This window comes from Bradyrhizobium sp. USDA 4369 (genome assembly GCF_054056435.1).
Genome location: NZ_JBSRYH010000001.1, coordinates 945841 through 971095, shown reverse-complemented (window position 1 = coordinate 971095; position 25255 = coordinate 945841). Strand labels below are relative to the sequence as shown.

Here is a 25255-nt window from a genome sequence, read left to right as displayed (position 1 = left end):
GAAAACGAAACGACGGAAACGGAAATGTCGCTTGAAGACCGGCGCGGAAGCGCGGACCGAGCGACGCATTCTCAACGCTACAATGCAATCATGAATGATGGCGTAACTTGCAGTCGTGTCAACTACAGGTCGTCAGCCGTGCGTCGACTGCGCGCTGCCCGTGCCGAATTTCGCCTTGGTCTCTATCAAAGTCAGCTTCGTCAGGGGGATGCCAGCCTTCACGAGCCCGTCGCGGTAATGCGCGATGTCGGCCGGATTGCGCCAGCGCAGATTGCTGATCAGCCGTTCGACGGTCATCCAGGGATAAACGCGCAGGAAGCCTGTGACCGCGTCAGCGGCCTCCGCCGTCCGGTCGAGTTGAGCCAGGGCGGCGGCCTGGATCGAAAGGCACTGCAGGTGGTTGGGATTCTGGTAGTGCGACTCGCGTGCCCAGGACAGCGCCGCGTCGTATTGTCCAAGCAGATAATGGCTGAAGGCGCTCAGCACCGACCATTGATAGCGCGGATCGCTGTTACCGCGCTGGGCGGCGACTGAGAACAGGTCGATGGCCTCGCGATGATTGCCTTTCACGAAGTGACAGACGCCGAGCACGCCACGGGCACCCATGTCATAGGAGTTCAGCCGCAACGCCTTTTCGGCAGCCTCGGTGCCGGCCTCCACATGGCCCTGCATGGCATGGACGTAAGCCAGCAATGAGTAGGAGAAGGACGCCCGCGGATCGAGACGAACGCTGGCTTCGGCCAGCGCCATGGCCTCGTCCCACAATTCGCGCGTGTTCCTGATCCAGCCGAAGTGAATGCCCTGCAGCAGGATCGTCCCCAGATAAGCGTGGGCGATCGCGAGCCCCGGATCGAGCGCAATGGCTTCGCGAAACAGGGCGATCGAGCGCTCGTAATCCGATTTGGTGGGCCGATAATAATGCGAAAGCCCACGCAGGAACCGGTCCCAGGCGGTGAGATCGGTGTTGAGGAGGCGAACCGGTACCGAGGCCTCGGCGCGGTAGATCTCCGGAATCAACGCGGTGCACAGGTTGGCGGTGATGTCGTCCTGCACCGCGAACAGATCGCCGATATTGCGGTCATAACGCCCGACCCACAGCTGCTCCCCGCTTTCCGGCGTGATTAACTCCGCGTTGACCCTGACCTTGCTGCCGGCACGCCGGACGGACCCCTGGATCAGGTAGGTCGCGTCGATCTCCCGGGCGATCAGGCGGGCGCTCAGGCCCGCCTTCTTGAACACGAAGGTGGAGTTCCGACTGAGCACCCGGAAGAAGGATTGCAGCGACAGCGCGTGGATCAGGTCTTCGGCCAGGCCGTCGGAGAAATAATCGTCGCTCTCGTCGCTCAGATTGACGAAGGGGAGCACGCCGACAATGGCCGTTCGATATTGCGGCGGCAGCCCGGAGGTCGATCGAGGTTCCCGGCCCTTGTCGGCCCCCGGGGCCCAGGTCCAGACGTGGATCGTTTCCTCGATATTCTTAAAACGGAACGGGCCGCCGTCGACGAACACGACCTTGAGGTGCTTGCTGGCCTCCAGATAGGCTTTCTCGGAAACCGCAATTCCGCCCGGCTGGGCCGCCGCCTCCAGGCGCACGGCGGTGTTGACCCCGTCGCCGAACACTTCGCCTTCGTCGACGATGATGTCGCCCATGTTCACGCCGATCCGGAATTGCATGACCCGGTCGGCCGGCAGGTGAGAGTTTCGCTCGGCCATCAGCTGCTGCATTTCGACCGCAGCTTCAATAGCGCCGACGATGCTCGGAAATTCCACCAGAAATCCGTCGCCCGTGCTCTTCACCACACGGCCGCCGTGATTAAGGATGATCGGGTGAATGGCGCTGCGATGGGCTTTGAAGGCGGCGTGGGTTCCGGCCTCGTCGGCGCCCATCATCCGCGCATAACCGGCCACATCGGCACAGACAATGGCGGCCAGTCGTCTCTCCATTGCTTCCTCGCTCTCACGTTGGGCGATACCACGACATTCCCACTGAAATCCATGATTTTGGGTCAAAAATCCGCAGGACATATGGCCGCGCAGCAGCGCGGCTCACAATTAGACCTATTTCAAGCCTGCCTTCATCAGCCCGTCGCGATAATGGGCGATATCGTGCTGGTTTTTCCAGCGAATATTCTTCATGTGGCGGTCCAGCGTCAGCCAGGGGTAGCGCTCGCTCACGGCGCCAACCGCATGGCGGGCCTCGTCGTTCTCGCCCAGCTGTGCCAAGGTCGCAGCCCGAATTGTCAGGGCCTGGAGATGATTCGGGTAGAGGAACAGCTCCTCCCGGGCCCAGGACAGCGCCGCGTCGTAGCGGCCGAGCAGGTAATGGCTGTAAGCATTCAGCGCCGGCCATTGATAGCGGGGATCGCTGTTGCCGCGTTGGGCGGCGACGGAGAACAGCTCGATCGCCTTTTGATGCTCGCCGATGACCATGTGGCAGAGGCCGAGAACCCCTCGAGCGCCGCTGTCATAGGCGTTCAGCTCGGTGGCCTTGCGGGCGGCCTTCAGGCCCTCGTCATGGGCGCCCTCCATCGCATGAATGAAAGCCAGAATGGCGTAGGAAAAGGACGAGCGCGGGTCGAGCCGCACGCCGGACAGCGCCAGAGCCAGGGCCTCGTTCCAGAGCTCGCGCGATCCCTTGATCCAGCCAAAGCTGATTCCCTGCATCAGGATGGTCGCAAGATAGGCATGCGCGATGCCCAGCGTCGGATCGAGCGCAATGGCTTCGCGAAACAGCGCGATCGATCTCTCATAGTCGGCCTTGGTAGGACGATAATAGTGCGACAGGCCTCTCAGGAAGCGATCCCACGCCGTCGCATCCGTCGTCTGCGAGCGGGTCGGCACGGACGCCTCCGCGCGATAAATCTCAGGCATCAGCGCGGCGCACAGGCTGGTGGTGATCTCGTCTTGCACTGTGAACAGGTCGCCCATGTCGCGGTCGTAACGGCCGGTCCACAGCTGCTCGCCCGTCTCGGGCGCGATCAGTTTCGCCGTCACGCGGATCTTGGCATCGGAGCGACGGACCGTGCCTTGGATCAGATAGGTAGCGTCGATCTCGCGGGCGATCAGGCGAGGGCTGAGCGCGCGGTCGCGGAACGCGAAGGTCGAGGTGCGGCTGAGGACGCGAAAGAAGGATTGCAGCGACAGCGCGTGAATGAGGTCGTCGGCGAGCCCATCGGCGAGATATTCATCGGCGGCGTCGGCGAGGTTCACGAAGGGCAGAACGCCGACAATGGCCGTCCGATAGTTCAGTGAGCCGGAACTGCCTCGGGAGCCATCCTGCTTGCCCGTCTCGCCCCCCGCCGTCCAGGTCCACACCTGCATCGGCTCTTCAATGGTTTTGAGGCGGACGACGCCGGAATCGGTGAGGCTTACAGAGAGATGTTTGCTGGCCTCATCATGGGCCCTGGCAGAAACCGCGACGCCGCCGGGCGGCGCGACGGCCTCCAGGCGGACAGCGATGTTGACGCCTTCTCCGAACACCTCCTCCTCGTCGATGATCACCTCGCCAATGTGGATGCCGACGCGGAAACGCATGTTGCGCTCTGCCGGCAGGTCGGCGTTGCGATCTGCCATCAGTGACTGCATGTCCAGGCCAAATTGAATGGCGCCGACAATGCTTGAAAATTCGAGGAGGAAGCCGTCGCCGGTGTGTTTGACGATGCGTCCGGCGTGGTTGAGGATCAGGGGGTGGATGGCGGCGCGGTGAGCCTTGAAGGCGGCATGGGTGCCGGCCTCGTCAATTCCCATCATCCGCGAGTAGCCGGCGACGTCAGCGCAAACGATGGCGGCCAGGCGTCTATCCATCACGTCGTGCTCCCGCCTCGCGCATACCACGCCAGGGGCGGCCAAATCCATTTCTTTTCCGGGGGCAACGACGCCGGCTTGAACGATCACCTCGAAAACAGCAATGATCATTCAGTCTCGGTGAGACACACTGGTAGGAAATGTTCAACCATGCTGGGAATTCACGATCCGCTGCTGTTCCTGCTATCCGGTCTGGTGCTGAACATGACCCCAGGTCCGGACACGGCCTATATCGTCGGCCGTAGCGTTCAGATGGGATGGCGCGGAGGCGCTGCGGCCGCCCTCTGGCATCAGCACGGGCTGCCTGGTCCACGTCTTTGCAAGCGCGATCGGCCTGTCGGCGCTGCTGATGGCGTCGGCCACCGCCTTTGCGGCCGTGAAGTGGGCAGGAGCGGCCTATCTCGTCTATCTCGGCTTCACACAATTGTTCGCGCGCCCGCCGGAAGCTGCTGCCGAGGCGGACGCCCCGGCCGCTGCTGCTGACGCATCGTTACGCCAGGTGTTCTGGCAGGGCGCGCTCACCAACGTTCTCAATCCGAAGGTTGCGATGTTCTTCCTGGCCTTCATCCCGCAGTTCGTCGCCGCCGATGCGGCCCTCAAGCCCGTCGCCTTTCTGCTGCTCGGCACGATCTTCATCGTCAACTCGACGCTGTGGTGCCTCGGCGTTGCCGCCGTGGCGGCGCGAACCGCGCGCCGGGTCCGGCGTTCGTCGGCGCTGGTCTGGGTCAATCGGGCGATCGGCGGCCTGTTCGTTTATCTCGGTGTCCGTATCGCCCTGCTGGAGGCGCGTTGATCACCATGTGAGCGCGATAAGGGCGCTCCCGGCAAGATAGAGACCAAGCAAGATCATCGCGATCAGGAAAACACGGCGAAAGGCCTCGGCAGGCAATCGCGCGCGCGCTGCCTGGCCCACGGCCATGCCGAGGAACGCGCTGATCATCGCGACCGTACCGGGCAAGGCGATCGCCGTGCTGAGCAGGCCGGAATTCGTCAGGTTGAACGCGAGTGTCAGGGTGGCGACCGTGAAGAAGACCCCGAGCGCCTGGACCAACTCGTCCTTTTCGAGCCCGATCGCCTGCATGTAGGGCACCGAGGGCACCACCTGCACGCCGGTGGCGGCCGAGATCAGCCCGGTCAGGAGGCCAACGATCCCGCCCACCCACTTCTCGTGAGGGCGCGTGACCTTGAAGGCGAGCCGGGTGAGACCGAGCGTGGCATAGACCGTCAGCAGCACGCCGAGCGCGACGTTGCCATAACGGGTGGAGCCGTGGCTGAGAGCTCCGGCATTGAGGCAGATCCCGATCGCGGTGCCTGCCATCAGCGGCCAAAGCCGCTTGGCGATATCGCGAAGATAGGGGCCGGCGAAGGTCTGCCAGATGTTGGTGACGACCGCAGGAACGATGACGATCGCCAGCGCCCGGCCGGGCGGCATGGCGATGGCGAGCAAGCCGACCGAAATGGTCGGCAGGCCGAGGCCGAGCGCGCCCTTGACGAAGCCGGCGAGCGTCAGCGCGAACGCGATGAAGATGAGAAGCGGATCGGCCATGGCGCGACATTGACCAACCTGTGCTTGCGGCACAATGTGGAGCTTACGGAGCCTGCCTTCGGAAATGACTGAGGCTGCGGACATGCGTTTTGATTTGGTTGACCTGAAGTTGTTCATCGCGGTCGCCGAGGCCCGCAGCATCACCGGCGGGGCCGACCGTGCCCATCTGGCGCTCGCGTCGGCCAGCGCCCGCATCAAGGGGCTGGAAGAGGCGTTCGGCATCGCGCTGTTCAAGCGCGGGCGCCGCGGTGTCGCTCTGACGGCGGCCGGTGAAAGCCTGCTCGATCATGCCCGCCTCATCATCGCCAATGTCGAGGCCATGCAGGGCGATCTGATGGGCTTTGCGTCGGGGCTGCGGGCCAATGTGCAACTGCTCGCCAACACGGTTGGTCTCGCCGAGCATCTGCCGCGCGCATTGGCGGCGTTCCTGCGCGAGCATCCGGACATCAATGTCGATGTCGAGGAGCGCGAGAGCACGGACATTGCGGAAGCGATCGTATCCGGCAGAGCCGACCTCGGTGTCGCGGCGGAGCATGCGCTGCCCGACACGGTCGAGCGCTTCGCCTTCGGCGAGGACCGGCTGATCCTGGTGGCGGGCCGCCGGAGCCCGTTCGCCGGCCGTCGGCAGATCGATTTCAGCGAGACCGCCGGGCAGGACTTCATCGGCCTGACCCAGGGGACAGCGCTCAACGCCCATATCGGCAGGCATGCGGCGCGGCTCGGCATCCGTCAGCATGTCCGAGCGCGCCTGCGCGATTTCGATGCCATCTGCCAGATGGTGGCGGCCGGTGTCGGCATCGCCGTCGTGCCCGAGGCGGCCGCACGCCGCTGCGCGGGATCGATGCCGATCAGCCTCATCATGCTACGCGATGCCTGGTCCAATCGCAGGCTGGTGATCTGTGCCCGCAGCTTCAAGGCGCTGCCGCGCCCGGCCAAGCTGCTCGTCGATCATCTGCGCAAGACGGCCATCTGATCGGCCTATGCCGCGCGGACCGTCTCGAGGAAACGACCGACCTCGAGCTTGAGGCGGTTGCTCTCCTCCGAGAGCGATTGCGCAGCCGACAGCACCTGGGCCGAGGCGGAGCCGGTCTCGGTGGCGCCGTGCTCGACCTCGACGATGTTGTCGGAGACGCGCTGCGTCCCCTGCGCCGTGTGCTGCACGTTGCGCGAAATCTCCTGGGTCGCCGCGCCCTGCTGCTCGATGGCAGCCGCAATGGTCGCTGAAATCTGCGACAGCCGCTCGATCGTGCTGGAGACTTCGCGGATGACATCGACGGACTCCGCAGTAGCTGACTGAATGCTCGCGATCTGCTGGCCGATTTCTCCGGTGGCCTTTGCGGTCTGTTCGGCCAGCGCCTTGACCTCGGCGGCGACCACGGCGAAGCCGCGGCCGGCTTCGCCCGCACGTGCCGCCTCGATCGTGGCATTGAGCGCGAGCAGGTTGGTCTGGCCGGCGATGGTGTTGATGAGCTCGACGACGTCGCCGATGCGTGTTGCCGCTCTCGACAACTCGCCGACCCGCGCATTGGTGCGGCGGGCCTGGCCGACCGCCTCGCCGGCGATGCGAGCTGATTCCTGCACCTGACGGCTGATCTCGGTGACGGAGGCCGACAGCTCCTCGGTGGCTGACGCGACCGACTGCACGCCGGCCGCGGCTTCCTCGGAGGCCGACGCGACGGCCGTTGCCAGCGACTGGCCGTGCTGGGCGTTCCGGGTCAGGGTCGTCGCCGAAGCTTCGAGTTCGGTCGAGGCGGAGGACACCGTCTCGATGATCTCGCCGACCGCCGTCTCGAAGCTCTGGGCAAGCGCCGCCATGTCCGCCTTGCGCTGCTGCGCGAGGCGCTGTTCGACCTCGGCCTGCTCGGTGCGCAACCGCTCGGTCTCGATCATGTTGGTCTTGAACACCTCGACGGCGCCGGCCATCTCGCCGATTTCGTCACGGCGGCCGACGCCGGGAATCCGGATCGAAGCGTCGCCCCCGGCAAGCCGCGTCATGGCCTGCACCATGTTGCGGATCGCCGTGGAGATGCCGCGGCCGATCAGGAAGGATACGCAACCGACCAGGAGCAGCGACAGGCCGAGCGTGATCAGCATGCCACGCTTGACCTTATCGCCGGTCTCGGCCTCGGCGGCCTGCGCCGACGCATAATGTTGCGCGACGGTGTTGCCGATCTCGGCGATGACGGGCTCGATCTCGGCGAAAGCCTTGGACATCGCGGCACTGTGACGCGCCGCCTCCTGCGACCCGTCCGCCCAGGACAGGAAATCCTTCTGATATTTGTCCAGCTTCTGGTTGATGTCTGCCTTGGTCGCGGCTGCGATATCGGCGCTGGCGATGGCCTTGGCGAATTCGGCTGCCGTCGTCTTGAGCTCCGCGACATATTTCGGGTCGCGGCGCAGCATGAAATCCTTCTCATGCCGGCGCAGCATCAGCATGCCGCTCGTGAGCCTGGGGTCGTTGACCTCCTTCAGCTTGGCTTCGATGTCATGCACGGCCGAGCGCAGCGAGCCCGACAGGCCGAGGGTCTCGTTGAGGCCGAGACGAATCTCGGCCTGCTCAGTGGCACCGAATTCAGTGCTGTATGTCGAAAATCCCTGGCTGACCGTGTCGATCCTGGCGCCGAGAGCCGCGTCGCCGAGCGCGCGGCTGGTGGTCCGAAGCGCATCGAGCTCGCGTGTGATGCCGGCACTCAGCTCGGTATGCCGCGCGGTGTATTTCTGGTCACGGCGGAGCAGGAAGTCCTTTTCGGCGCGCCGCGCTTCGAGCAGATCGTTGAGGAGCTTCTGGTTGAGATCGGCAGCGGCGCGGGCCTTGTCGGCCAGCTGCCGCGAGGCCTCCTGCGACGTCGCGCCGACCAGGTAGATCGCGCCAAAAACGGCGAGAGCAGCCACTCCGATGAGCGCGATGGCCATGATCTTATGCGTGAGCCGGAAGTTGATGCGGGCCATCGAAAATGCCTTCCTGGAATCAATGTGCAGCCGCGCAATCCCGCGGGTACTCGTCAAATTGGAAGAAAATCTAGGCACACGCGGTCAATGCGCAGTTAACAATGTATCGTAACGTGCGTTCTCCGTAATTCTACGCGACGAGCCGAAGCTCAATCTCCCGACTCGGTCTGCCATCGCTCCATTGCAGTCGATCTCGTCATCCCGCAGCCAGACGCTTCAATGCCGCCTCGTGCACGCGCTTGTCGCCGGCGGCGATGATGCGCCCGCCATTCTGCGCCGGGCCGCCGTCCCAGTCGGTGACGATTCCGCCGGCGCCATTGATGATCGGGATCAGGGCGGCGATGTCGTAGGGCTTGAGCTCGGTCTCGATGACGAGATCGAGATGGCCGGCGGCCAGCATGCAATAGGAGTAGCAGTCGCCGCCATAGCGCGACAGCCGGACCTCGGATTCGGCGCGCGCGAAGGCGGCCCGATCGGCTTCGTTCATCAGCAATGGGCTGGTCGTGTAGCAGACGGCGTCCTGCAGCCGCTCGCAGCGGCGCACCGACAGCCGGCGCTCTCCGGCAGCATTCCTGTAATTGGCCGAACCATTGTCGCCGGCAAAGCGTTCGCCGATGAAGGGCTGATGCATCATGCCGAACACCGGGATGCCCTTGTGCAGCAGCGCGATCAGCGTACCCCAGATCGGAAAGCCGGCAATGAAGGATTTGGTGCCGTCGATCGGATCGAGCACCCAGACATAGTCGGCATCCTCGCGCTCATTGCCGAATTCCTCACCGACGATGCCGTGCTGCGGAAAGTTCGCCTTGATCAGGCGGCGCATCACCGCCTCGGCGGCGCGGTCGGCCTCGGTGACGGGATCGAAATCGTGCCGGCTGCTCTTGTTGTCGACCGAGAGCGAGGTCCGGAAGAACGGCAGGATGGTTTCGCCCGAGGCGGTCGCCAGGCGACCGATAAAGGCTGAGAAGTCGATGACCGTCACAACGCGTCCTTCAGGTGCAGGGAATCGGAAGACGATGAGCCGGTTATGCCTATCTCAAAGCTGCCGGCCGCGCATCCGGAGATGGAACGACGACCTGGCATCTTGGATATCGTTTGGTGAGCAGCGGTTTCGCAAGCCAGCGGGTTGGCTGTCGAGGGAGGCCAATCGAAACCGAAATCGAAACACGCTGGGGATTTTTCGATTGATCAGACTTTTTGATGAACCTATTGACATTTAAAATGAAAATCCGGCTTGGGTCGCGTTGAGCGCAACCCGGCCTATGTTTTTTTGCATGGGAATCGAGAGAAAAAACCCTTGCGTTTTGTGCAGCGCGGCCGCATATTGTTGCGGTGCGGTAGCGCTTCGCGTTATCGCTGCCCTCCTTGGGCGTTTCCTCCCTAGACTTGGGCCGCTTGTCATTCAAGCGGCCCTTTTTTTGCCCGCAGCCCGGAGGCTGCACGCAGGCGAGGCGCGATCCGACGCTGTCTCCGCCGCTTATTCTGCCGCGGCCTGGAACGGGCCGAGGTCGTCGAGCGGCACGGTCGCGAGCACCTCGGCGAGAACGGTGAGATCCGACGCGACCTGCGCGAAGCGCGATCCGCGCTCACGCCGCCGCTCGTCCATGTAGATCGCGCGGTTGAGCTCGATCTGGATCGCGTGCAGGCCGCTTGCCGGATTTCCGTAATGCTCGGTGATGAAGCCGCCCGCGTAGGGCTTGTTGCGGCCCACCGAATAGCCGAGGCGGCCGAGCACATCCTCGAACAGGTTCGGCAGCAGCGCGGCGCAGCTCGTGCCGTAGCGATCGCCGATCACCATGTCCGGCCGGCGCGGCTCGTCGCGCGACACGCCGACCGAGGGCATGGAATGACAATCGACCAGGATGACGGTGCCGAATCGCTGGTGCACCCGGTTGATCAGCCGGCGCAGAGCGCGGTGATACGGTTTATAAAGCGTCTCGATGCGGTGCAGCGCCTCGTCGACGTTGAGGCGATCGCGATAGATCTCCTGGCCGTCGCCGACCACGCGGGGGATGGTGCCGAGGCCGCCGGCCACGCGCATGGAGCGGGTGTTGGCGAAGCTCGGCAGCCGGCCGGTGAACATGCGCGGATCGAGCTCATAGGGCTCGCGGTTGACGTCGACATAGCAGCGCGGAAAATGCACCCGGACGGTCGGAAAGCCGCGCGCCAAGAGGTCTGCGATCAGCTCGTCCATGAACGAATCTTCGGACCGCCGCAGGGTCGGAAGATCGATTCGGGACGCCCTGAGGAACTCGTCGGGATAGACCGAACCGGAGTGGGGCGAATTGAAGATGATGGGCGCGCGCCAAGTGGCAGGCTCCATGATCTCGAACGGCGGCAATTCGCCATCAAACTCCGTCATCGCTGGGCGCCGTCCCCTTGGTCACGTCCGTTGATGCGCCGGTATGCTCCGGCCGAAAAGCGCTGGACAACGCGAGCCACTGCTCTCTGCCAAACGGCATCTTCGATAATCCGGGCCGATCTGCCAAGTGGCAAACAAGGAAAAAGTTCATCGTGGGTTTGGAACAACTCTGAGCTGGCGACGATCTCTGGCAGAAGAAACCCGGTCGGCCCTCAAATTGCCTTGTCGATGTCCGATCAGAAAGCACAATCTTTCACCCGAAATTTACCGCCCGTCAGGCTTAGTGGCGGCAACGCTCCGCTCTCACCCGGACCAGACGACTCCCCGCCATGCACAAAATCCTGCTCGCCGAAGACGACAACGACATGCGCCGCTTCCTGGTCAAGGCATTGGAAAATGCCGGGTTCCAGGTCTCGCCTCACGACAACGGCATGTCTGCCTATCAGAGGCTGCGCGAGGAGCCGTTCGAGATGCTGCTGACCGACATCGTGATGCCGGAGATGGACGGCATCGAGCTGGCGCGCCGCGCCTCCGAACTCGACCCGGATATCAAGATCATGTTCATCACCGGCTTCGCTGCGGTGGCCCTGAACTCCGATTCGGAGGCGCCCAAGAACGCCAAGGTGCTGTCCAAGCCGGTGCACCTGCGCGAGCTCGTCAGCGAAGTCAACAAGATGCTGGCGGCCTGAGCCGCCGGGGGCCGACGCCGCGGTTGCGCGGAATATTCCCAATTTCGGCATTCTGCGTCCTTGCCTGCCTGCGTGGGAGCCGATATAGGGACGCCCACCCGAACGGACTTCTGGATTAGGGCACGTAGCTCAGCGGGAGAGCACTACCTTGACATGGTAGGGGTCACAGGTTCGATCCCTGTCGTGCCCACCATCGGCCAGACGGCCGATGACCGAACCTCGGTCCATGCCACGATCTTCGAGAAACCAAGCACCGAGATCCAGGCGCTGACATAGTCGGCGGACGGCGGTTTGCCGGGCCGCGGAGGCGCCCCTGCGCCGACCGCGAGGCCTGCGGAGCCGCATGCCGGTGGACGGTCCCATGCTGGGCCGATTTGGCGAACTTGTCGTTGTCGGCATGATCAAAGGACATGGCTTCGCTGTCTCGCGGCGCGCTGTCGCGTCCGAGCTTTGCTGATCGACCGCCCTCTTTCGGTGAAGAGGGCACGGGGAATGCCGGGCGCTGGCCGCACCCATGGCCCGCCTGCAGAAAAAAAGCAGGCGGCAGTCACCACAGGTTCAGCCGAGAACACCCGGCATTCCCCGCGCGATGGTTTTGACGGCTGCTTCGCGATCTCCCCGGTGCGCCGGGCTTTCTGGCCACCGTTGCCTACGCGACGCGCGAGCGTCGACGCAAGCGTAACACCAGCATCGGGGTGTCAGGACCACGCGACTTGACCGTGCGCATCGCCGCCGTTCGTCGGCATGGAGAACCACGCTGCGACAGCAACACGCCCACCGCATCCCGCCTCGACGTTCGTGACGATCGCGAAGCGCCCCTCGTGTGAGACGGGACGAGGCGAAGAAAAGCATGATTTCCGAAAAAAAGAAAGAAGCAAATTTTTGCCCGGAGATCTGGACAGGTGTGATGTGCTTGAAGTGGTTCACGAAACAATCTTCTCAGCGCACGCGCTTTGATGGCCGGTCACCTTCGGCGCCAAGCAGATCCTCCGAACCGAATGACTAAGCTCCCCAGGACCGCTCGGTCTTCCCGGGGCGCACCCACCTCGGCGATGGCCCCATGTCGACCCAGGCGCGCGACCAGTCGAAATCTGCCCACTGCTCCTCGGTCATAGCGTAGCCGTCGCGCAGCCAATCCTTGCGCGTGGTGCCGGCGAGCCATTCGGGAAGCTTTGGAGCATCAGTCATTGCGGGTCATTCGAATGGGCTGATCCTGGCGACGTCCGCTGCTGATCTCCACCGCGAGCAGCTCGTTGAGGCAGGCGAACGAAGCTTCACCCCGAGCGATGAGAGCAACAGCGCGATCAGTGGCCTGAGGCCGCGTCAGGGTCCTTGTCGGCAAGGCTCGGAGGTGCGTGCAACGCAACCTCCCAGCTTTGAAATGGAGGATCGACCACGTAGGTCGGGTCGACATACACGCGTATCCACTGGGCAGCCCGTCTCTCTGCGGCTCTGGCATTCAGCACCTGGCCGGATTGGTCGATCCGAAGGACGTTCGCGTAAATCGCCAGGGCTTGCTCGAGTGCTGATGGTTCTCGGAATATGCAGGAATAATCGATGCCCTCGAGAAGCGGATAACCAACAGTTCCGTTTGCCAGCCAGAAGCCGAGCGTGCGGAGTGCGCCGCTGACCGAATCTCCAAGTCTGTCCATTGATGCCTCCCGCATGAGGAACGTTTCAGTTGGCTGCTTCCATCATATCGCGTGCCATCAATTGCAGAAGTCGAATGAACCCTTGCTCGTCAACCACTGCATCGGCGGCTGATATCAAATCGTTGATCACTCGCTCCTCCAAATTGCCGAGATGTCTGGGCGCCTACCATACAGGCGCCGAGAATGTCGTTTTTGCCCCACATCTGGCATCCGATCGCGCAACGAAGGCTGCCCCAAGACTTGCCACCGGGTCGCTTGACATGCCCGGCGACCTGCGCAATTGGCCATGTCTCATGGCCCGCCCGCTTGCGGCCTGAGCCGCTGCGCCGGTAGCGCGCGCTCGCTCAACTTTGTTCGCTCGCTTCAGCAGGAAGACACCCCCATGAGCATTCGCGTCGGCATTGTCGGGATCAGCGGGTTTGGCGGCGGCGAGGCGATGCGGCTGGTCGCGAGCCACCCGTCGTTCGAGCTGGTCTACGCCGCGGGCGAGGGCAGCGCCGGCAGCCGGTTGGTGGACCGCTTCCCCGGCGTGCCGGCCAAGCTGGCCGAACTGGTGATCGAGAAGTGGGACCCTGCGACCCTGCCGAAGCTCGACGTGCTGTTCGCATCGCTGCCCACGGGCGCCTCGGCCGAGGCGCTGGCGCGCGTCCCCAGCGACGTGAAGATCGTCGATATCGGCGGCGACCACCGCTACGTCGCGGGCTGGGCGTACGGCCTCGCCGACGTCTGGCCGGCCCAGATCGAGGGGCAGAGCCGCGTCGCCAATCCCGGCTGCTTCCCCGCGGCGACCTTGACCGCGCTGGCGCCGCTGCTGGCCAACAGGCTGATCGAGCCCGGCAACATCGTGATCGACGTCAAGACCGGCATCTCCGGCGCCGGCCGGGGCGGCGGCGACAGCAAGTTCGGCTACGCCGAGAGCAACGAGAACCTAGTGCCCTACGGTCTGCTCAGGCATGTCCACATGCCCGAGATTGCCAAGACGATCGAGCGGCTGAGTGGCGGCAGCGCCGACGGGCTGGTGTTCACGCCACATCTGGTGCCGATGACCCGCGGCATTCTCGCCACCATCTACTGCCGCGGCCGCGCCACCACGGGCGAGTGCCTGGAGGCGTCTAGGCGCTTCTACGCCGGGCGGGCGTTCGTCCGCGTGACCGACAAGCCGCCGCAGACCAAATGGGCGACGGGCTCGAACCTCGCCTTCGTCAGCTATGCGGCGGATCCGGAGCGCAACCTGGTGATCGCGATGGGCGTGGTCGACAATCTCGGCAAGGGCGCGGCCGGTCAGGCGGTGCAGAATGCGAACCTGATCTGCGGCCTGCCGGAAACCGCAGGGCTGGAGGGCGGACCTATCTGGCCGTGAGGTTTCTTGCGAGTCTTGGCTTGAGCTGTTCTTGAACCTGATGCTGCGCGGCTCGCCATCGCCGGCATCGACGCCAGTCTCAGGAAGCTTTAGCGGCACGGCCGAAGTCGAGCATCATATGCGCTTCGTCGTGATATCGGTTGCCGTGTTTGGAGGCCTTCGGCTCCATGCCGAATTCGATGAAGCCCAGGTTGTCATAGAGCCGCCGCGCAGGCTGGTTGTCTCTGATGACGGTCAGTTGCAAGATCTCGACCCGCTCACGGGCGACATCGAGCAGGGCGCGCGCCAGCAGGCGTGCGATCCCGAGCCGCCTCGCGCGCGATTGAACATACATGCCCCACAATCGGCCCTTGTGGGCGTTCTTCGGCCCTTGCTGGACGGAGAAGCCGGCCGTCCCGACCAGCACGCCCGCGCGAAATGCGCCGAGCACATGGGCCTCCTCCAGCCGGTCCGCGAACCACGCCACATCCAGCTCGTTCTCAAGCTCAAACGTGCTGCCGAACAATTCGGGGCTGGCCTGCAGGGCTTCCAGGCGGATCGCCTTGAAGCTCGCCGCATCATCGGCGCTCAGGCGCCGCAGCGTTACATCAGCGCTCATGGCAAGCGTTTCGTCAGACATTCGCCACCTGTCCCCGTCGCCTTGTTGGACCACGCAACGATCTCGATCGCAAGCTGCTGCGTCCGGTCTGAAGGAGTCGTCTCCGCATGGGGTGAGCCGGCCAGCGCTTTCACCGCCTGGAGGCCTGCGGGGTTTTCGGCTCGTCGCGGGATGCCGGTCGTCGCACCGGGCGGCGCGCGATGCGTGTGCGGCTCGTGCAAGCAGCTCGAAAGCGGTGAGGCATCCGGTCAGCCGATCACGCCTGATGCCTTATTCGCTTGCGGAACTCAGCGTGGCCAGGGATGCTTCGAACGCATGTCGCTGGCGCTTTCGCGGCAATTGCGGTTTGTGAGCTGAGCGTCGCGCAATGGGGCACGTCAATGATCACGGTTTTTGGCCGAACATCATCGTTCAATGTGCAGAAGGTGATGTGGCTGGTTGGCGAACTGGGCCTTGACCACCGTCATGTCCAGCTTGGAGGGGCATTTGGCGGTCTCGACAGGCCGGACTTCTTGGCGATGAATCCGCACGGTCGCGTTCCGGTGCTCGATGATGCCGGCGTCGTCGTCTGGGAGTCGCAGGCGATCTTGAGATATCTTGCGGCAAAACATGCGGATGACAGCGCGTTCTGGCGCATCGACCCGGCAGAGCGCGCGGTGGCGGATCAGTGGATGGACTGGTCGCAATCGGCGCTGCAGCCCGCCTTTTTGGGCGGGGTGTTCTGGGGCTGGTACAGGACGCCGGAATCGAAGCGCAACATGGCTGCGGTGAATGCCGCCCTTGACCAGACCTTCAGCTACCTCCTGCGCGTCGAACGCCAACTGGAAGGCAAACTGTTTTTGTTAGGCGACAACCTGTCGCTCGCCGATATTCCGATCGGGACGCATCTCTATCGCTATTTCAATCTGGACTTGCCGCGCCCGGCCTTGCCGAATGTTGAACGCTGGTATGAGCGACTATTGGCGAGGCCAGCGTACCGGATGCATGTGTGCATCCCGTTCGACGACCTCTACGGCCGGCTTGAGTTTTGAAGCCAGTCGGATGCCGGTCTCACCGTTGCCCGAACGAGACGAGGCCCAGGCCTTCTGATGCGCGACGATCAGAACAGGCCGGGGCTCAGATCGATCCCGTAGGTCAGTGCCATCGCGACGACGAGCAAAGTTGCGGCAAAGATCAGCACCAGATGTCTGAGCGCCTCGTCTTTGACACCAACCGGTGACCCGGACAGCGCCCGGGAAAGTACTCTGGCCATAGCCGTCATTGGCGACCTCTGCTTTGCCCCGCCTGAGGTGGGTGAGGACGGCAAGTACAAAGGTTCATTTGAGAGCCAGCTCCGATTTGATAGGCGGCTGACCGCGTTCGATCGTCTCGACGACGACCAGCCGGACCAGCACGCAACCTGCTGTATCCGTCTCTGGCCAGTTGATCGGAGGTTCCATGCCGTTCTGGTCCAACCACCCATGTGAGCATTCGCTGATCTGCGCCTCAGGTGAAAGTTCCTCTGGAGCGGCGCGGGCGGGAGCTGATAGAAAGGTTGTCTTCACGCATCAGTAGGGACAAGAGAATAAATGACAGCCAAGCGTGTGGTGTTCACCGGGGGGACCGGCAAGGCGGGCCGGCACGTGCTGCCGCATCTGAAGAGCAAGGGCTACGAGTTGCTCAATGTCGATCTCAGGCCGCTCGATCAGCCCGGCATCAACACGCTGATCGCCGATCTGACGGACAGCGGCCAGGCCTTCAACGCCCTGACCACGCATTACGGCTTCGCGGGCTTCAATGCCGGCCGGGCTGCGCAGGCGCCGGATGCCGTGGTGCATTTCGCAGCCATCCCGCGGGTGCTGATCGCGCCCGACAACGAGACCTTCCGCGTCAACACCATCAGCACTTACAACGTCATCGAGGCTGCAGCGAAACTCGGCGTGCGCAAGATCATCATCGCCTCCAGCGAGACCACCTATGGTGTCTGCTTCGCGGAGGGCGACAAGGACTTCAAGAGCTTCCCGCTCGAGGAGGACTACGACACCGACCCGATGGATTCCTACGGGCTGTCGAAGGTGGTCAATGAAAAGACCGCGCGTGCCTTCGCGATGCGCTATGGCATCGACATCTACTGCTTGCGGATCGGCAATGTTATCGAGCCGCACGAATACGACATGTTCCCGCGCTTCCTGGCCGATCCGCCGTCGCGCAAGCGCAATGCGTGGTCCTACATCGACGCCCGCGACCTCGGCGAGATCGTGCATCTGGCGATCCAGAAAGATGGACTCGGCTTCGAGGTGTTCAATGCCGTGAACGACACCGTCACCGCCAATATCCCGACGCGCGAATTGCTGCGGCGTTATTGTCCCAACGTGCCCGTCACGCGCGAGCTCGGCGAGCGCGAGGCGCCGCTATCGAACCGGAAGACGCGCGAGGTGCTCGGCTTCAAGGAGGCGCATGATTGGCGGCAATATGTGAGGGCGGGATAGGACCACCGGATCTGACGATCAGGGGTGGAGGCCGGCTCTCTCCACGACGTCATGCCCGGGTCAAGCCCGGGCATGACGAGTCACCCAAATGGCAGGTGCGCGCGTCTCGCGCTCACGCCATCCGTCGCCGGATCGCGAGCATCAACAACGACAGCACGATCGTGCCGACGATGAACACCGCCGCGGCCGAGACGATCGCCGGGCTGATGTTCTCGCGGATGGTGGCGAACATCTGCCGCGCGAGCGTACGCTGATTGGGCCCGGCGACGAACAGCGTCAGCACCACCTCGTCGAGCGAGGTGGCGAAGGCGAACAGCCCGCCGGAGATGATGCCGGGCAGGGCGATCGGCAGGGTCACCGCGAACAGCACGGTTGCCGGCGCGGCGCCGAGGCTCGCCGCCGCCTGCTCCAGCCTGACATCGACGCCCTGCAGGGCTGAGGAGACGTTGACCAGCACGAACGGCACGGCCACGACCGTGTGGGCGATGATGACGCCGAGATAGGTGTTGGTGAGGCCGTAGCGCGAAAACATCAGCTGCATGCCGACGCCGAGCACCACGGCCGGGACGACCATCGGCAGCAGGAAGACGGTGCGCAAGGTGGAGAACAGGAGCGACGCCCGCCTGCCGCGCAGGCCGAGGGCGGCGAGCGTGCCGAGCAGGGGTGGCCAGCGCCGTCGTGCCGGAGCCGATCAGCAGGCTGTTGACGATCGATAGCCGCCAGGAGTCGGCGGTGACCAGCTCGCGGAACCAGCGCGTCGAATAGCCAGGAATCGGATAGTTGAGGAATACGCTGTCGGTCAGCGACAGCGGCAGCACCGCGACCAGCGGGCCGAGCAGGAACAGGATCACGAGCGCCGCGAACACCAGCTTGAGAATGGGCAGTGGCGTCATGCGCTGCGCTCCTCGGCTGCGGTCAGCCGGATGTAGACGGCATAGAGCAGGATGGTCATGGCCAGCAGCACCAGGCCGAGCGCGCCGGCCATGCCCCAGTTTGCCGCCGCCGTCGCGTAATAGGCGATGACGGAGCTGATCATCTGGTCGTTGGCGCCGCCGATCAGCGCCGGCGTGATATAGTAGCCGAGCGCGGCCATGAACACGAGCAGCGCGCCGGAGACGACGCCGCGCATCGACAGCGGCAGCAGCACGTGGAGGAAGGCGCGCAGGGGATGCGCGCCGAGCGAGGCCGCGGCCGGCATCAGATTGCGCGGAATCGCGATCAGCACGCTGAAGATCGGCAGCACCATGAACGGCAGCAGCACATGCGTCATCGCGATGATCACGCCGAGCCGGTTGAACATCAGCGGGATTGGCGCGGATGCCAGGCCGAGCCCCTTCAGCGCCGCGTTGATCAGGCCGTTGTCCTGCAGCACGATGTACCAGGCGGCGGTCCGCACCAGTAGCGACGTCCAGAGCGGCAGCAGCACCGCGCCGAGCAGAATCTGCCGGCGCCAGCCTTCGACGGAGGCGGCAACCATCGCGTAGGGCAGGCCGATCAGGATGCAGGCCAAGGTCACCAGCGCCGCGGTCACGAAGGTCCGGATCATGATCAGGCGGTTGGCCGAGGCGCCCTCCGGCATCGCTGCAATGTTGCCCGCGGCATTGCGCTCGAGGTCGATGGCGGCGAGCAGATTCTTGTCGGTCCAGGGCGAGGCGACGGCGTCGGCGATGGTCGCCCACCAGGAGGTTTCGCTCCAGCGCTGGTCGATGCTGGCGAGATCGACAACGCCGGTGCCGTCGAGCGCGCGGCGGGTCTTGCCGAGCAGGCTGCGGAAGCCGGATTGCGCGCTGTTCAGGCGGCGCACGAGATCGCCGAACTGCTCGTCGTTGCGCAGGGCACGGATGTCCTCGGCGAAGGCGGACTGCGCCGGGGCGGGCGGCACGTTTGCGCGGTCCCATCCTGCGAGCGCTGCGGCGGTGCGCGGCAGCGCTTCGGTTGCGACCGGATCCGACACGGCCGACTTCATCATCGTCACCAAGGGCGCGACGAAGAACGACAGCATGAACGCCAGCAGCGGCGCCAGCAGCAGGACCGCCGTCAGGCGCTGGCGGAGGGCTGGTCGTTGCATGATCCCACCACCCAGACATCCGACGCCGCAAAGGACAAGGCAACCTCGCTGCCGACCTCCGCCGCACCGCTCATGCGGTCGCCCTTGATGATCAGGCGCTGCGCGCCGACGGTCGCGACGAGGCGCATGTGATCACCGAAATACACGGCATCCATGATGCGTGCGGTCAGGCGGTTCGCCGTCGCAGCCGCGTGATCGTTGATCCGGATCGCCTCGGGGCGGATCGAGACCTGCACCTTGCCGCCGTCGATGCGGCCCGCGCCGGCATGCGCCGACAGGGCGAGGCCCGAGTCCGTGATCAGATGCACCGCCTCGCCGGCCTGGGCGTCGACCTTGCACGCCAGCAGATTGGTCTCGCCGATGAACTCGGCCACGAACGGCGTGCGCGGCAATTCGTAGATCTCGCGCGGCGGACCGATCTGCTCGATCCTGCCGTGGTTGAACACGGCGATGCGGTCGGACATCGTCAGCGCCTCGTCCTGGTCGTGGGTGACGAACACGATGGTGAGGCCGAGCCGGCGATGCAGGTCGCGGATGTCGAGCTGCATCTGCTCGCGCAGCTTCTTGTCGAGCGCGCCAAGCGGCTCGTCCATCAGCACGACCTGCGGCTCGAACACCAGCGCGCGGGCCAAGGCGACGCGCTGCTGCTGGCCGCCGGACAATTGCGCCGGCTTGCGCTCGGCCATGGCCGAGAGCTTGACCATGTCGAGCACGCGCGCGACGCGCGTCGCGATCTCGGATTTGGGCGTGTTCCGCATCTTCAGCGGAAAGGCGATGTTGTCGCGGACGCTCATATGCGGGAACAGTGCGTAGTTCTGGAACACCACGCCCATATCGCGCTTGTGCGGCGGCAGCCCATCGATGCGGCGGCCATCGACTGCGATGGTGCCGCTGGTCGGCTGCTCGAAGCCGGCCAGCATCATCAGCAGCGTCGTCTTGCCCGAGCCGGAGGGGCCGAGCAGAGCGATGAACTCGCCGCGCGCGATGTCGAGATCGAGATGATCGACCACGGTCAGCGCCGCGAAGCGCTTGACCACCTGTCGGAACGAGATGAAGGGGGTGTCCATGACGACGGCTTTAGGCGCTGCTTACGCCGGGGACTCATGCACGAGGAGGGCGGACGCGCGAGCCGAAGATCGCGCATCCGATCGATGAGGCCGCCGGCTCAGCGCGCCAGCCAGGCGTTGAAGCGCTTCGACAGCTCTTCCGAATTGTCGGTCCAGAAGCCGACATCGAGCGCGATCGCCTGCTTCAGATTGTCCGGCGAGGTCGGCAGCTCCGCGGCGAATTTCTCCGGCACCAGTTTGGCGGCGGCAATGTTCGGCTGGCCGTAGGCGATGTATTCCGGCAGCTTGGCCTGGTTCTCCGCCTGGCTCGCAAAGGCGATGAAGTTCATCGCGGCATCCTTGTTGGGCGAGCCCTTGAGCACCACCCAGCTGTCGACCGCGTAGATGCTGTTCGGAAACAGGAAGCCGAAATGCTTGCCCTCGGTGCGGTTGATGTTGCTGATGCGGCCGTTATAGACCGAGGTCATCGCGACCTGCCCCGACGACAACAGTTGCAGCGGCTGCGAGCCGGCCTCCCACCAGATGATGTCGGCCTTCAGCGCATCGAGCTTCTTGAAGGCGCGGTCGACGCCCTCCTTGGTCTTCAGCACCTTGTAGACGTCGGTCGCGGGCACGCCATCGGCCATCAGCGCGAATTCGAGCGTATACTTGGCGCCCTTGCGCAGGCCGCGCTTGCCCGGATATTTCGCCGTATCCCAGAAGTCCGCCCAGCTCTTCGGCGCATCCTTGATCTTGTCTCCGTCATAGGCCAGTCCCGTCGACCAGACGATCGCGCCGACGCCGCAATCGCTGACACCGGCCGGGATGAAGCCGTCCTTGCCGCCGATCTTCTGCCAGTCGATCTTCTCATAGATGCCGTCGCTGCAGCCAAGTTCGAGCTCCTCGGCCTCGACCTGCACCGCATCCCAGTTCGGCACGCCGGCCTTCACCTTGGCCTGCAGCACGCCATAGCCGCCGTCCCAGCTCTCGTCGAGCACGGTGGCACCGAGCTTGGCGGCAAACGGCTGGAAGTAGATCTTGCGCTGCGTATCCTGATAGTTGCCGCCCCACGACACGATGGTGAGATCGCGCCCCTGCGCCGGCAGCGCCAGGCTGATCACGGTGGCGGTGGCGACAAGCGTCGCCTTCACAACATTCATCGGCGCTCCGCTCATTGTCGAGCCATAACAGCCCTGTTGGTCCGTGGTCGGCAGCCTCAACGTCGATAACGATCACATCGTCAGATCAGCTGCCTTGGTAGCAAAAAGCTATCGGCAAGCCGAACTCATGGCAAGCACAGTTTGGGAGCAGGCGACGGCGCGCAGAATCAACAGCTCTATCGCGGTTGTGGTTTCACTCGATGCCCGCCTCCGTCGGCGGCGCTTCCTCATATCTCAGAAGGTCTCCGGGTTGGCAGTCGAGAAACTGGCAAATCCGGTCCAGGGTCTCGAAGCGTACACCTTTCACCTTGCCTTGTTTGAGAAGGGACAGGTTGGCTTCGGTAATCCCGACATATTCGGCCAGGTCTTTGGACTTCACATTGCGTTCGGCGAGCATCACGCCCAACCGCACTCGGATCGGCATGTTCTGTCCTTCAGACGAACTGTTTGTTTTCGTCGGCGATCTCCAGCGCCTCCGTCATCACCCAGGCGATGACCGCAACCGTCCCTGCGAAAATCAGGGCGATCAGCGTATCCGATCCGATGCTCAGTGCGAGCGTCTTCGCTCCTGCCGGATTGTGGAAACTCAGGACGACGGAAAGCGCCGCGCCGGCCAGCGGTTTCAAAAGCGCTGATCCTGCGACGGCGATCGCAAACGCCTGGAGCTGTCTGATCGAATCTCGCGAGAAGATGCGGCCGGCGGCGAAGGCGTCGAAGCAACGACGTCCGCTGAGGAGGCCGTAGATCAGCGTCCCCAGTGGGACCATGGCGATGCCGAACGCGAATGCCCGGGTGGAAAAGTCGATCTCGGTCACGGGAGCATTGGGAATTCCGGCCTGGCTGAACAACGTCGGCGTGGGCGTCAAGGCCCAATAGAGCACCATTGCCGCAGCGAGCAGCCCGGATGTGACGAGACAGCCCGTCGCCATCAGCTGGCTGAGCCGGCGAATGCGATTCATGCGTCTGTCGCGGTCGCGCGCGGCAGTCGTGTCGAAGGTCGCTGCTGACTGCGTCATGATTGAACGGCCCCACTGTTTGATTGGTCTCTCGGCGGTCTGTCGACAGGATCACGCTATGATCCGAAAATTATCGTTTGACAATAATTTATTTTTGTTTGACAGATCGGACGTTAGCTCAGGAGCCACCTCATGTCTCGCTGCCAGACCAAATTGGCCATCACTCTCGTCACCTTCGCGTCTGCTATTCCCACGGTCTCCCCATCGTTCGCTGCGCCATCCACCTCGCGCGGCCTGATATCGGTCACCCAGGTGATACAGATGCTGGAGAAGGCGCCGACCGACCGGACGGCGCAGCAGGTTCTCACCGCCTACCTTGCCGGCGTCGGCGAGGCTGCTGGCGCCGTTGCCAGCATGGGGCGCGCCACCTGCCGGACCTCCTTGAACTTGAGCGCCGCGCATGTTGGCCAGGCGCTGAGCTCCGCTGCCGCGGGGCAGGACGCGGCGGAAACGCCGGCAACGCCTTTGATCGTCAGGGACATGCTCGATCGCGCCGGATGCAAGCGCCCATGAGCCGTCTCGGCGCAGCAGCCATCATGCGCCGAAGCCGATCGTCGCAATCAATGCCTTCACTTCGTGTTTTTCTGCGGCTGCGTTCAAAACTTCCGAAGCTGCTGATGATCTGCATTATGAGTTCGACGAAGGCGCGACCGGCGGGCGATGTGTCGTCGCTCAGTCTTTTGCAAGGCTGAGGTCGAAGCGCTGCCGCGACACCTTGATCTCGGCCTGGTGCTGCTCGGCCCAGCCGATCAGGCGCGACATCGGCTCGAGCAGGCTCTGCCCGAGCGCGGTGACGCTGTATTCGACGCTCGGCGGCAGGGTCGGAATGACGCGGCGGGCGATCAGGCCGTCGCGCTGCAGGTCGCGCAGGGTCTGCGTCAGCATGCGCTGCGAGATGTCGTCGATCTCGCGCCTAAGCTCACCGAAGCGGTGCGGCCGCGTGCCGAGCACGGCGAGGATCAACACGCTCCATTTGTCGCCGATCTGGTTGATGACGGTGCGGATCGGGCAGTCGTCGATCGAGACGAACTTCTCCTTCCAGGCGCGCACGCCCTCGGCCGGTGCGGGCACGTCCGAAGGCGCTGTGGCCGAGGTAGTTCCCTTCATGTGCCTATCTCCCAGAAAACTGCCTTCTTTCGGCAGGCTTTCATGGTTCCTAATGTAGAGCAGGTCTCAGAAAGAGACTTTAGCCCGCTGCGCGGCAGCTCGCCAGCGTTTTCCACCCCATAGCCCCTCGACGAAGGTTAACAATGTCCGACACTCTCCTCGTGACCGGTGCCGCTGGCCAGCTCGGCCGCGCCGTGATCCGCCACCTGCTGACCACCTTGAAGCTGCCGGCGGGCAGCATCATCGCCGCGACGCGCAAACCAGAGCAGTTGAAGGATCTGGCCGTCCAGGGCGTCCAGGTCCGCGCGGCCGATTTCGACGATCCGCAATCGCTGCCGGCCGCCTTCGCCGGCGCTGGCCGCATGCTGCTGATCAGCACGGACAGGCTCGATCGCCCCGGTTATCGCGCCGAACAGCATGGCCGCGCCATTGCGGCGGCCGAGCAGGCCGGTGTCGGCCATGTCGTCTATACGTCGATGCCGAAGCCCGACAACTCACCGTTGTTGCTCGCGCCCGACCACGCTCGCACCGAGGCCGCGCTGCGCGACAGCAGGCTCGCCGGCTGGACCGTGCTGCGCAATCACTGGTACTTCGAGAACCTGTTGATGTCGCTGCCGCAGATCCTCGGCTCCGGCCGCTGGTTCACGGCGGATGAGGGCGGGGCCTCGGCTGATATCGCGCGTGACGACCTCGCGCGGGCCGCGGCGGTGGTGCTCGCCAGCAATTTCAGCGGCAAGAGGGCGCTCACGCTGAGCGGTGGACAGGCGCTGACCAAGGTCGAGATCGCGCGCATCCTGTCTGCGGCCACCGGCAAGCCGATCGAGGTTGTCCAGGTGCCGCTGCCGGGATTGATCCAGGGCATGGTCGGCGCGGGGCTGCCGCAGCCGTTGGCCGAGATCCTTGCGTCGTTCGACACCAACACCGCGCAAGGCCGTGTGGCCGAGGTGACCGGCGATTATCAGGTGATCACCGGTGTGGCGCCGCAGAGCTTTGCTGATTGGGTCGAAAAGGCCAAGGCCGCCTTCGCCTGAGGCCGTCGGGCGAACCGTGGCAAGCTCTGTGAAACGCCACGGGCCGCCTGTTGGCATCGCATGAGATCAGCGCCGGTCTAGAGGCCGGCGCTGCAGCCATCGCGCTCCGGGCAGATCTGCGACAGCGCGGGATCGCGTGCCGCGGAATTGTCGACGACCAGGCCGACCGCCGGACGGGGGCTCGCAGCAGCGCCATGCGGGCCCGGCAGTCGACGAAAGGCAGCATGTGCGCCGATGCGCTGAAATCCCTCGGCGGTCTTCATCAACCTGGCTGCGACCATTTGATTCAAAAAATCCATGTTGCAACTCCTTCGGTCAGATGACCCGGCGGCCTGGTGCGGGACAGGCCGCCGGGTCGGCGCAACGTGCTGGAGTTGGCGTCCTCCATTTCGCTGCGCT

At 64.2% G+C, this 25255-nt stretch carries 24 protein-coding genes, 1 tRNA gene and 2 pseudogenes; 9 read left to right on the top strand and 18 right to left on the bottom strand.

Translation table 11 applies throughout. The features are described from left to right. Positions 1–132: 132 nt before the first annotated feature. Positions 133–1944 carry an adenylate/guanylate cyclase domain-containing protein gene (locus ACVIJ6_RS04635; RefSeq protein WP_456776901.1) on the bottom strand — a complete coding sequence of 604 codons (1812 nt, stop codon included), beginning with the start codon at positions 1942–1944 and terminating at the stop codon, positions 133–135. 114 nt (positions 1945–2058) lie between these two features. Then, positions 2059–3804, bottom strand: a complete 1746-nt coding sequence (locus ACVIJ6_RS04630; RefSeq protein WP_456771683.1) for an adenylate/guanylate cyclase domain-containing protein — start codon at positions 3802–3804, stop codon at positions 2059–2061. 150 nt (positions 3805–3954) lie between these two features. Between ACVIJ6_RS04630 and ACVIJ6_RS04625 the strand changes: the two are divergent. Beyond that, positions 3955–4597: pseudogene (locus ACVIJ6_RS04625) on the top strand (LysE family translocator). Here the strand turns inward: ACVIJ6_RS04625 and ACVIJ6_RS04620 are convergent. Beyond that, the gene (locus tag ACVIJ6_RS04620) at positions 4598–5350 is read right to left on the bottom strand and encodes a sulfite exporter TauE/SafE family protein (RefSeq protein ID WP_456771682.1); all 753 of its coding nucleotides are present in this window, start codon (positions 5348–5350) and stop codon (positions 4598–4600) included. It lies immediately after the preceding pseudogene. A gap of 82 nt (positions 5351–5432) precedes the next feature. Between ACVIJ6_RS04620 and ACVIJ6_RS04615 the strand changes: the two genes are divergently transcribed. After that, complete coding sequence (locus ACVIJ6_RS04615; protein ID WP_456771681.1) at positions 5433–6323, top strand: LysR substrate-binding domain-containing protein; 891 nt, start codon at positions 5433–5435, stop codon at positions 6321–6323. A gap of 5 nt (positions 6324–6328) precedes the next feature. On the opposite strand, the gene ACVIJ6_RS04610 is transcribed toward ACVIJ6_RS04615, so the two are convergent. From ACVIJ6_RS04610 to ACVIJ6_RS04600, 3 genes are all read right to left on the bottom strand, one after another. After that, a complete protein-coding gene (locus ACVIJ6_RS04610; RefSeq protein ID WP_456771680.1) occupies positions 6329–8299 on the bottom strand; it encodes a methyl-accepting chemotaxis protein in 1971 nt (656 codons plus the stop codon). A 196-nt stretch (positions 8300–8495) separates the two neighbouring features. Then, positions 8496–9281 carry a histidinol-phosphatase gene (gene hisN, locus ACVIJ6_RS04605; protein ID WP_456771679.1) on the bottom strand — a complete coding sequence of 262 codons (786 nt, stop codon included), beginning with the start codon at positions 9279–9281 and terminating at the stop codon, positions 8496–8498. A 495-nt stretch (positions 9282–9776) separates the two neighbouring features. Beyond that, on the bottom strand, positions 9777–10661 hold the full coding sequence (locus tag ACVIJ6_RS04600) for an N-formylglutamate amidohydrolase (protein WP_456771678.1): 885 nt from the start codon (positions 10659–10661) through the stop codon (positions 9777–9779). A 329-nt stretch (positions 10662–10990) separates the two neighbouring features. On the opposite strand from ACVIJ6_RS04600, the gene cpdR reads away from it, so the two are divergent. Both cpdR and ACVIJ6_RS04590 read left to right on the top strand, forming a co-directional pair. Continuing rightward, positions 10991–11350, top strand: a complete 360-nt coding sequence (gene cpdR / locus ACVIJ6_RS04595; RefSeq protein ID WP_006610087.1) for a cell cycle two-component system response regulator CpdR — start codon at positions 10991–10993, stop codon at positions 11348–11350. 118 nt (positions 11351–11468) lie between these two features. Next, positions 11469–11543 (top strand) — tRNA-Val (locus tag ACVIJ6_RS04590). Positions 11544–12352: 809 nt separating this feature from the next. On the opposite strand, the gene ACVIJ6_RS04585 is transcribed toward ACVIJ6_RS04590, so the two are convergent. Together ACVIJ6_RS04585 and ACVIJ6_RS04580 are read right to left on the bottom strand one after the other, a co-directional pair. Then, the gene (locus tag ACVIJ6_RS04585) at positions 12353–12538 is read right to left on the bottom strand and encodes a hypothetical protein (RefSeq protein WP_456771677.1); all 186 of its coding nucleotides are present in this window, start codon (positions 12536–12538) and stop codon (positions 12353–12355) included. 116 nt (positions 12539–12654) lie between these two features. Beyond that, a complete protein-coding gene (locus ACVIJ6_RS04580) occupies positions 12655–13002 on the bottom strand; it encodes a DUF7677 family protein (RefSeq protein WP_456771676.1) in 348 nt (115 codons plus the stop codon). Positions 13003–13384: 382 nt separating this feature from the next. Here ACVIJ6_RS04580 and argC point away from each other — a divergent pair, with 382 nt between their 5' ends. Further along, positions 13385–14362, top strand: a complete 978-nt coding sequence (gene argC, locus ACVIJ6_RS04575) for an N-acetyl-gamma-glutamyl-phosphate reductase (protein WP_456771675.1) — start codon at positions 13385–13387, stop codon at positions 14360–14362. Positions 14363–14441: 79 nt separating this feature from the next. Here argC and ACVIJ6_RS04570 read toward each other — a convergent pair whose 3' ends face one another. Next, positions 14442–14981: an N-acetyltransferase family protein gene (locus ACVIJ6_RS04570; RefSeq protein WP_456771674.1), complete on the bottom strand. Its 540-nt coding sequence runs from the start codon at positions 14979–14981 to the stop codon at positions 14442–14444. A gap of 359 nt (positions 14982–15340) precedes the next feature. Here ACVIJ6_RS04570 and ACVIJ6_RS04565 point away from each other — a divergent pair, with 359 nt between their 5' ends. Next, positions 15341–15991: a glutathione S-transferase family protein gene (locus tag ACVIJ6_RS04565; protein WP_456771673.1), complete on the top strand. Its 651-nt coding sequence runs from the start codon at positions 15341–15343 to the stop codon at positions 15989–15991. Between the two features lie 68 nt (positions 15992–16059). Here ACVIJ6_RS04565 and ACVIJ6_RS04560 read toward each other — a convergent pair whose 3' ends face one another. Beyond that, positions 16060–16221, bottom strand: coding sequence for a hypothetical protein (locus ACVIJ6_RS04560; protein ID WP_456771672.1), 162 nt, complete (start codon positions 16219–16221; stop codon positions 16060–16062). 307 nt (positions 16222–16528) lie between these two features. On the opposite strand from ACVIJ6_RS04560, the gene ACVIJ6_RS04555 reads away from it, so the two are divergent. Beyond that, positions 16529–17428 (top strand): NAD-dependent epimerase/dehydratase family protein, encoded by a 900-nt coding sequence (locus tag ACVIJ6_RS04555; protein WP_456771671.1) that lies wholly within the window; start codon positions 16529–16531, stop codon positions 17426–17428. A 112-nt stretch (positions 17429–17540) separates the two neighbouring features. On the opposite strand, the pseudogene ACVIJ6_RS04550 reads toward ACVIJ6_RS04555, so the two are convergent. The 6 genes and pseudogenes from ACVIJ6_RS04550 to ACVIJ6_RS04525 form a co-directional block, all read right to left on the bottom strand. Continuing rightward, positions 17541–18321 (bottom strand): annotated as a pseudogene (locus tag ACVIJ6_RS04550) (ABC transporter permease). Next, entirely contained in the window at positions 18318–19430 is a 1113-nt protein-coding gene (locus ACVIJ6_RS04545) for an ABC transporter permease (RefSeq protein WP_456776900.1), read from the bottom strand. The pseudogene ACVIJ6_RS04550 and the gene ACVIJ6_RS04545 overlap by 4 nt, the downstream one beginning before the upstream one ends. Positions 19431–19465: 35 nt before the next feature. Then, positions 19466–20563, bottom strand: a complete 1098-nt coding sequence (locus tag ACVIJ6_RS04540; protein ID WP_456771670.1) for an ABC transporter ATP-binding protein — start codon at positions 20561–20563, stop codon at positions 19466–19468. Between the two features lie 98 nt (positions 20564–20661). Continuing rightward, positions 20662–21702 (bottom strand): ABC transporter substrate-binding protein, encoded by a 1041-nt coding sequence (locus ACVIJ6_RS04535; RefSeq protein WP_456771669.1) that lies wholly within the window; start codon positions 21700–21702, stop codon positions 20662–20664. A gap of 193 nt (positions 21703–21895) precedes the next feature. Beyond that, the gene (locus ACVIJ6_RS04530) at positions 21896–22126 is read right to left on the bottom strand and encodes a helix-turn-helix domain-containing protein (RefSeq protein WP_456771668.1); all 231 of its coding nucleotides are present in this window, start codon (positions 22124–22126) and stop codon (positions 21896–21898) included. 10 nt (positions 22127–22136) lie between these two features. Beyond that, positions 22137–22586, bottom strand: a complete 450-nt coding sequence (locus ACVIJ6_RS04525; protein WP_456771667.1) for a DUF2975 domain-containing protein — start codon at positions 22584–22586, stop codon at positions 22137–22139. Between the two features lie 264 nt (positions 22587–22850). On the opposite strand from ACVIJ6_RS04525, the gene ACVIJ6_RS04520 reads away from it, so the two are divergent. Beyond that, a complete protein-coding gene (locus ACVIJ6_RS04520; RefSeq protein WP_456777180.1) occupies positions 22851–23231 on the top strand; it encodes a chlorophyllide reductase in 381 nt (126 codons plus the stop codon). Between the two features lie 159 nt (positions 23232–23390). On the opposite strand, the gene ACVIJ6_RS04515 is transcribed toward ACVIJ6_RS04520, so the two are convergent. Beyond that, on the bottom strand, positions 23391–23825 hold the full coding sequence (locus ACVIJ6_RS04515; RefSeq protein WP_456771666.1) for a winged helix-turn-helix transcriptional regulator: 435 nt from the start codon (positions 23823–23825) through the stop codon (positions 23391–23393). A 143-nt stretch (positions 23826–23968) separates the two neighbouring features. Between ACVIJ6_RS04515 and ACVIJ6_RS04510 the strand changes: the two genes are divergently transcribed. Next, positions 23969–24856, top strand: coding sequence for an SDR family oxidoreductase (locus ACVIJ6_RS04510; RefSeq protein ID WP_456771665.1), 888 nt, complete (start codon positions 23969–23971; stop codon positions 24854–24856). Between the two features lie 77 nt (positions 24857–24933). Here the strand turns inward: ACVIJ6_RS04510 and ACVIJ6_RS04505 are convergent, their stop codons facing one another. Continuing rightward, positions 24934–25155: a hypothetical protein gene (locus tag ACVIJ6_RS04505; RefSeq protein ID WP_456771664.1), complete on the bottom strand. Its 222-nt coding sequence runs from the start codon at positions 25153–25155 to the stop codon at positions 24934–24936. Between the last annotated feature and the right edge of the window lie 100 nt (positions 25156–25255).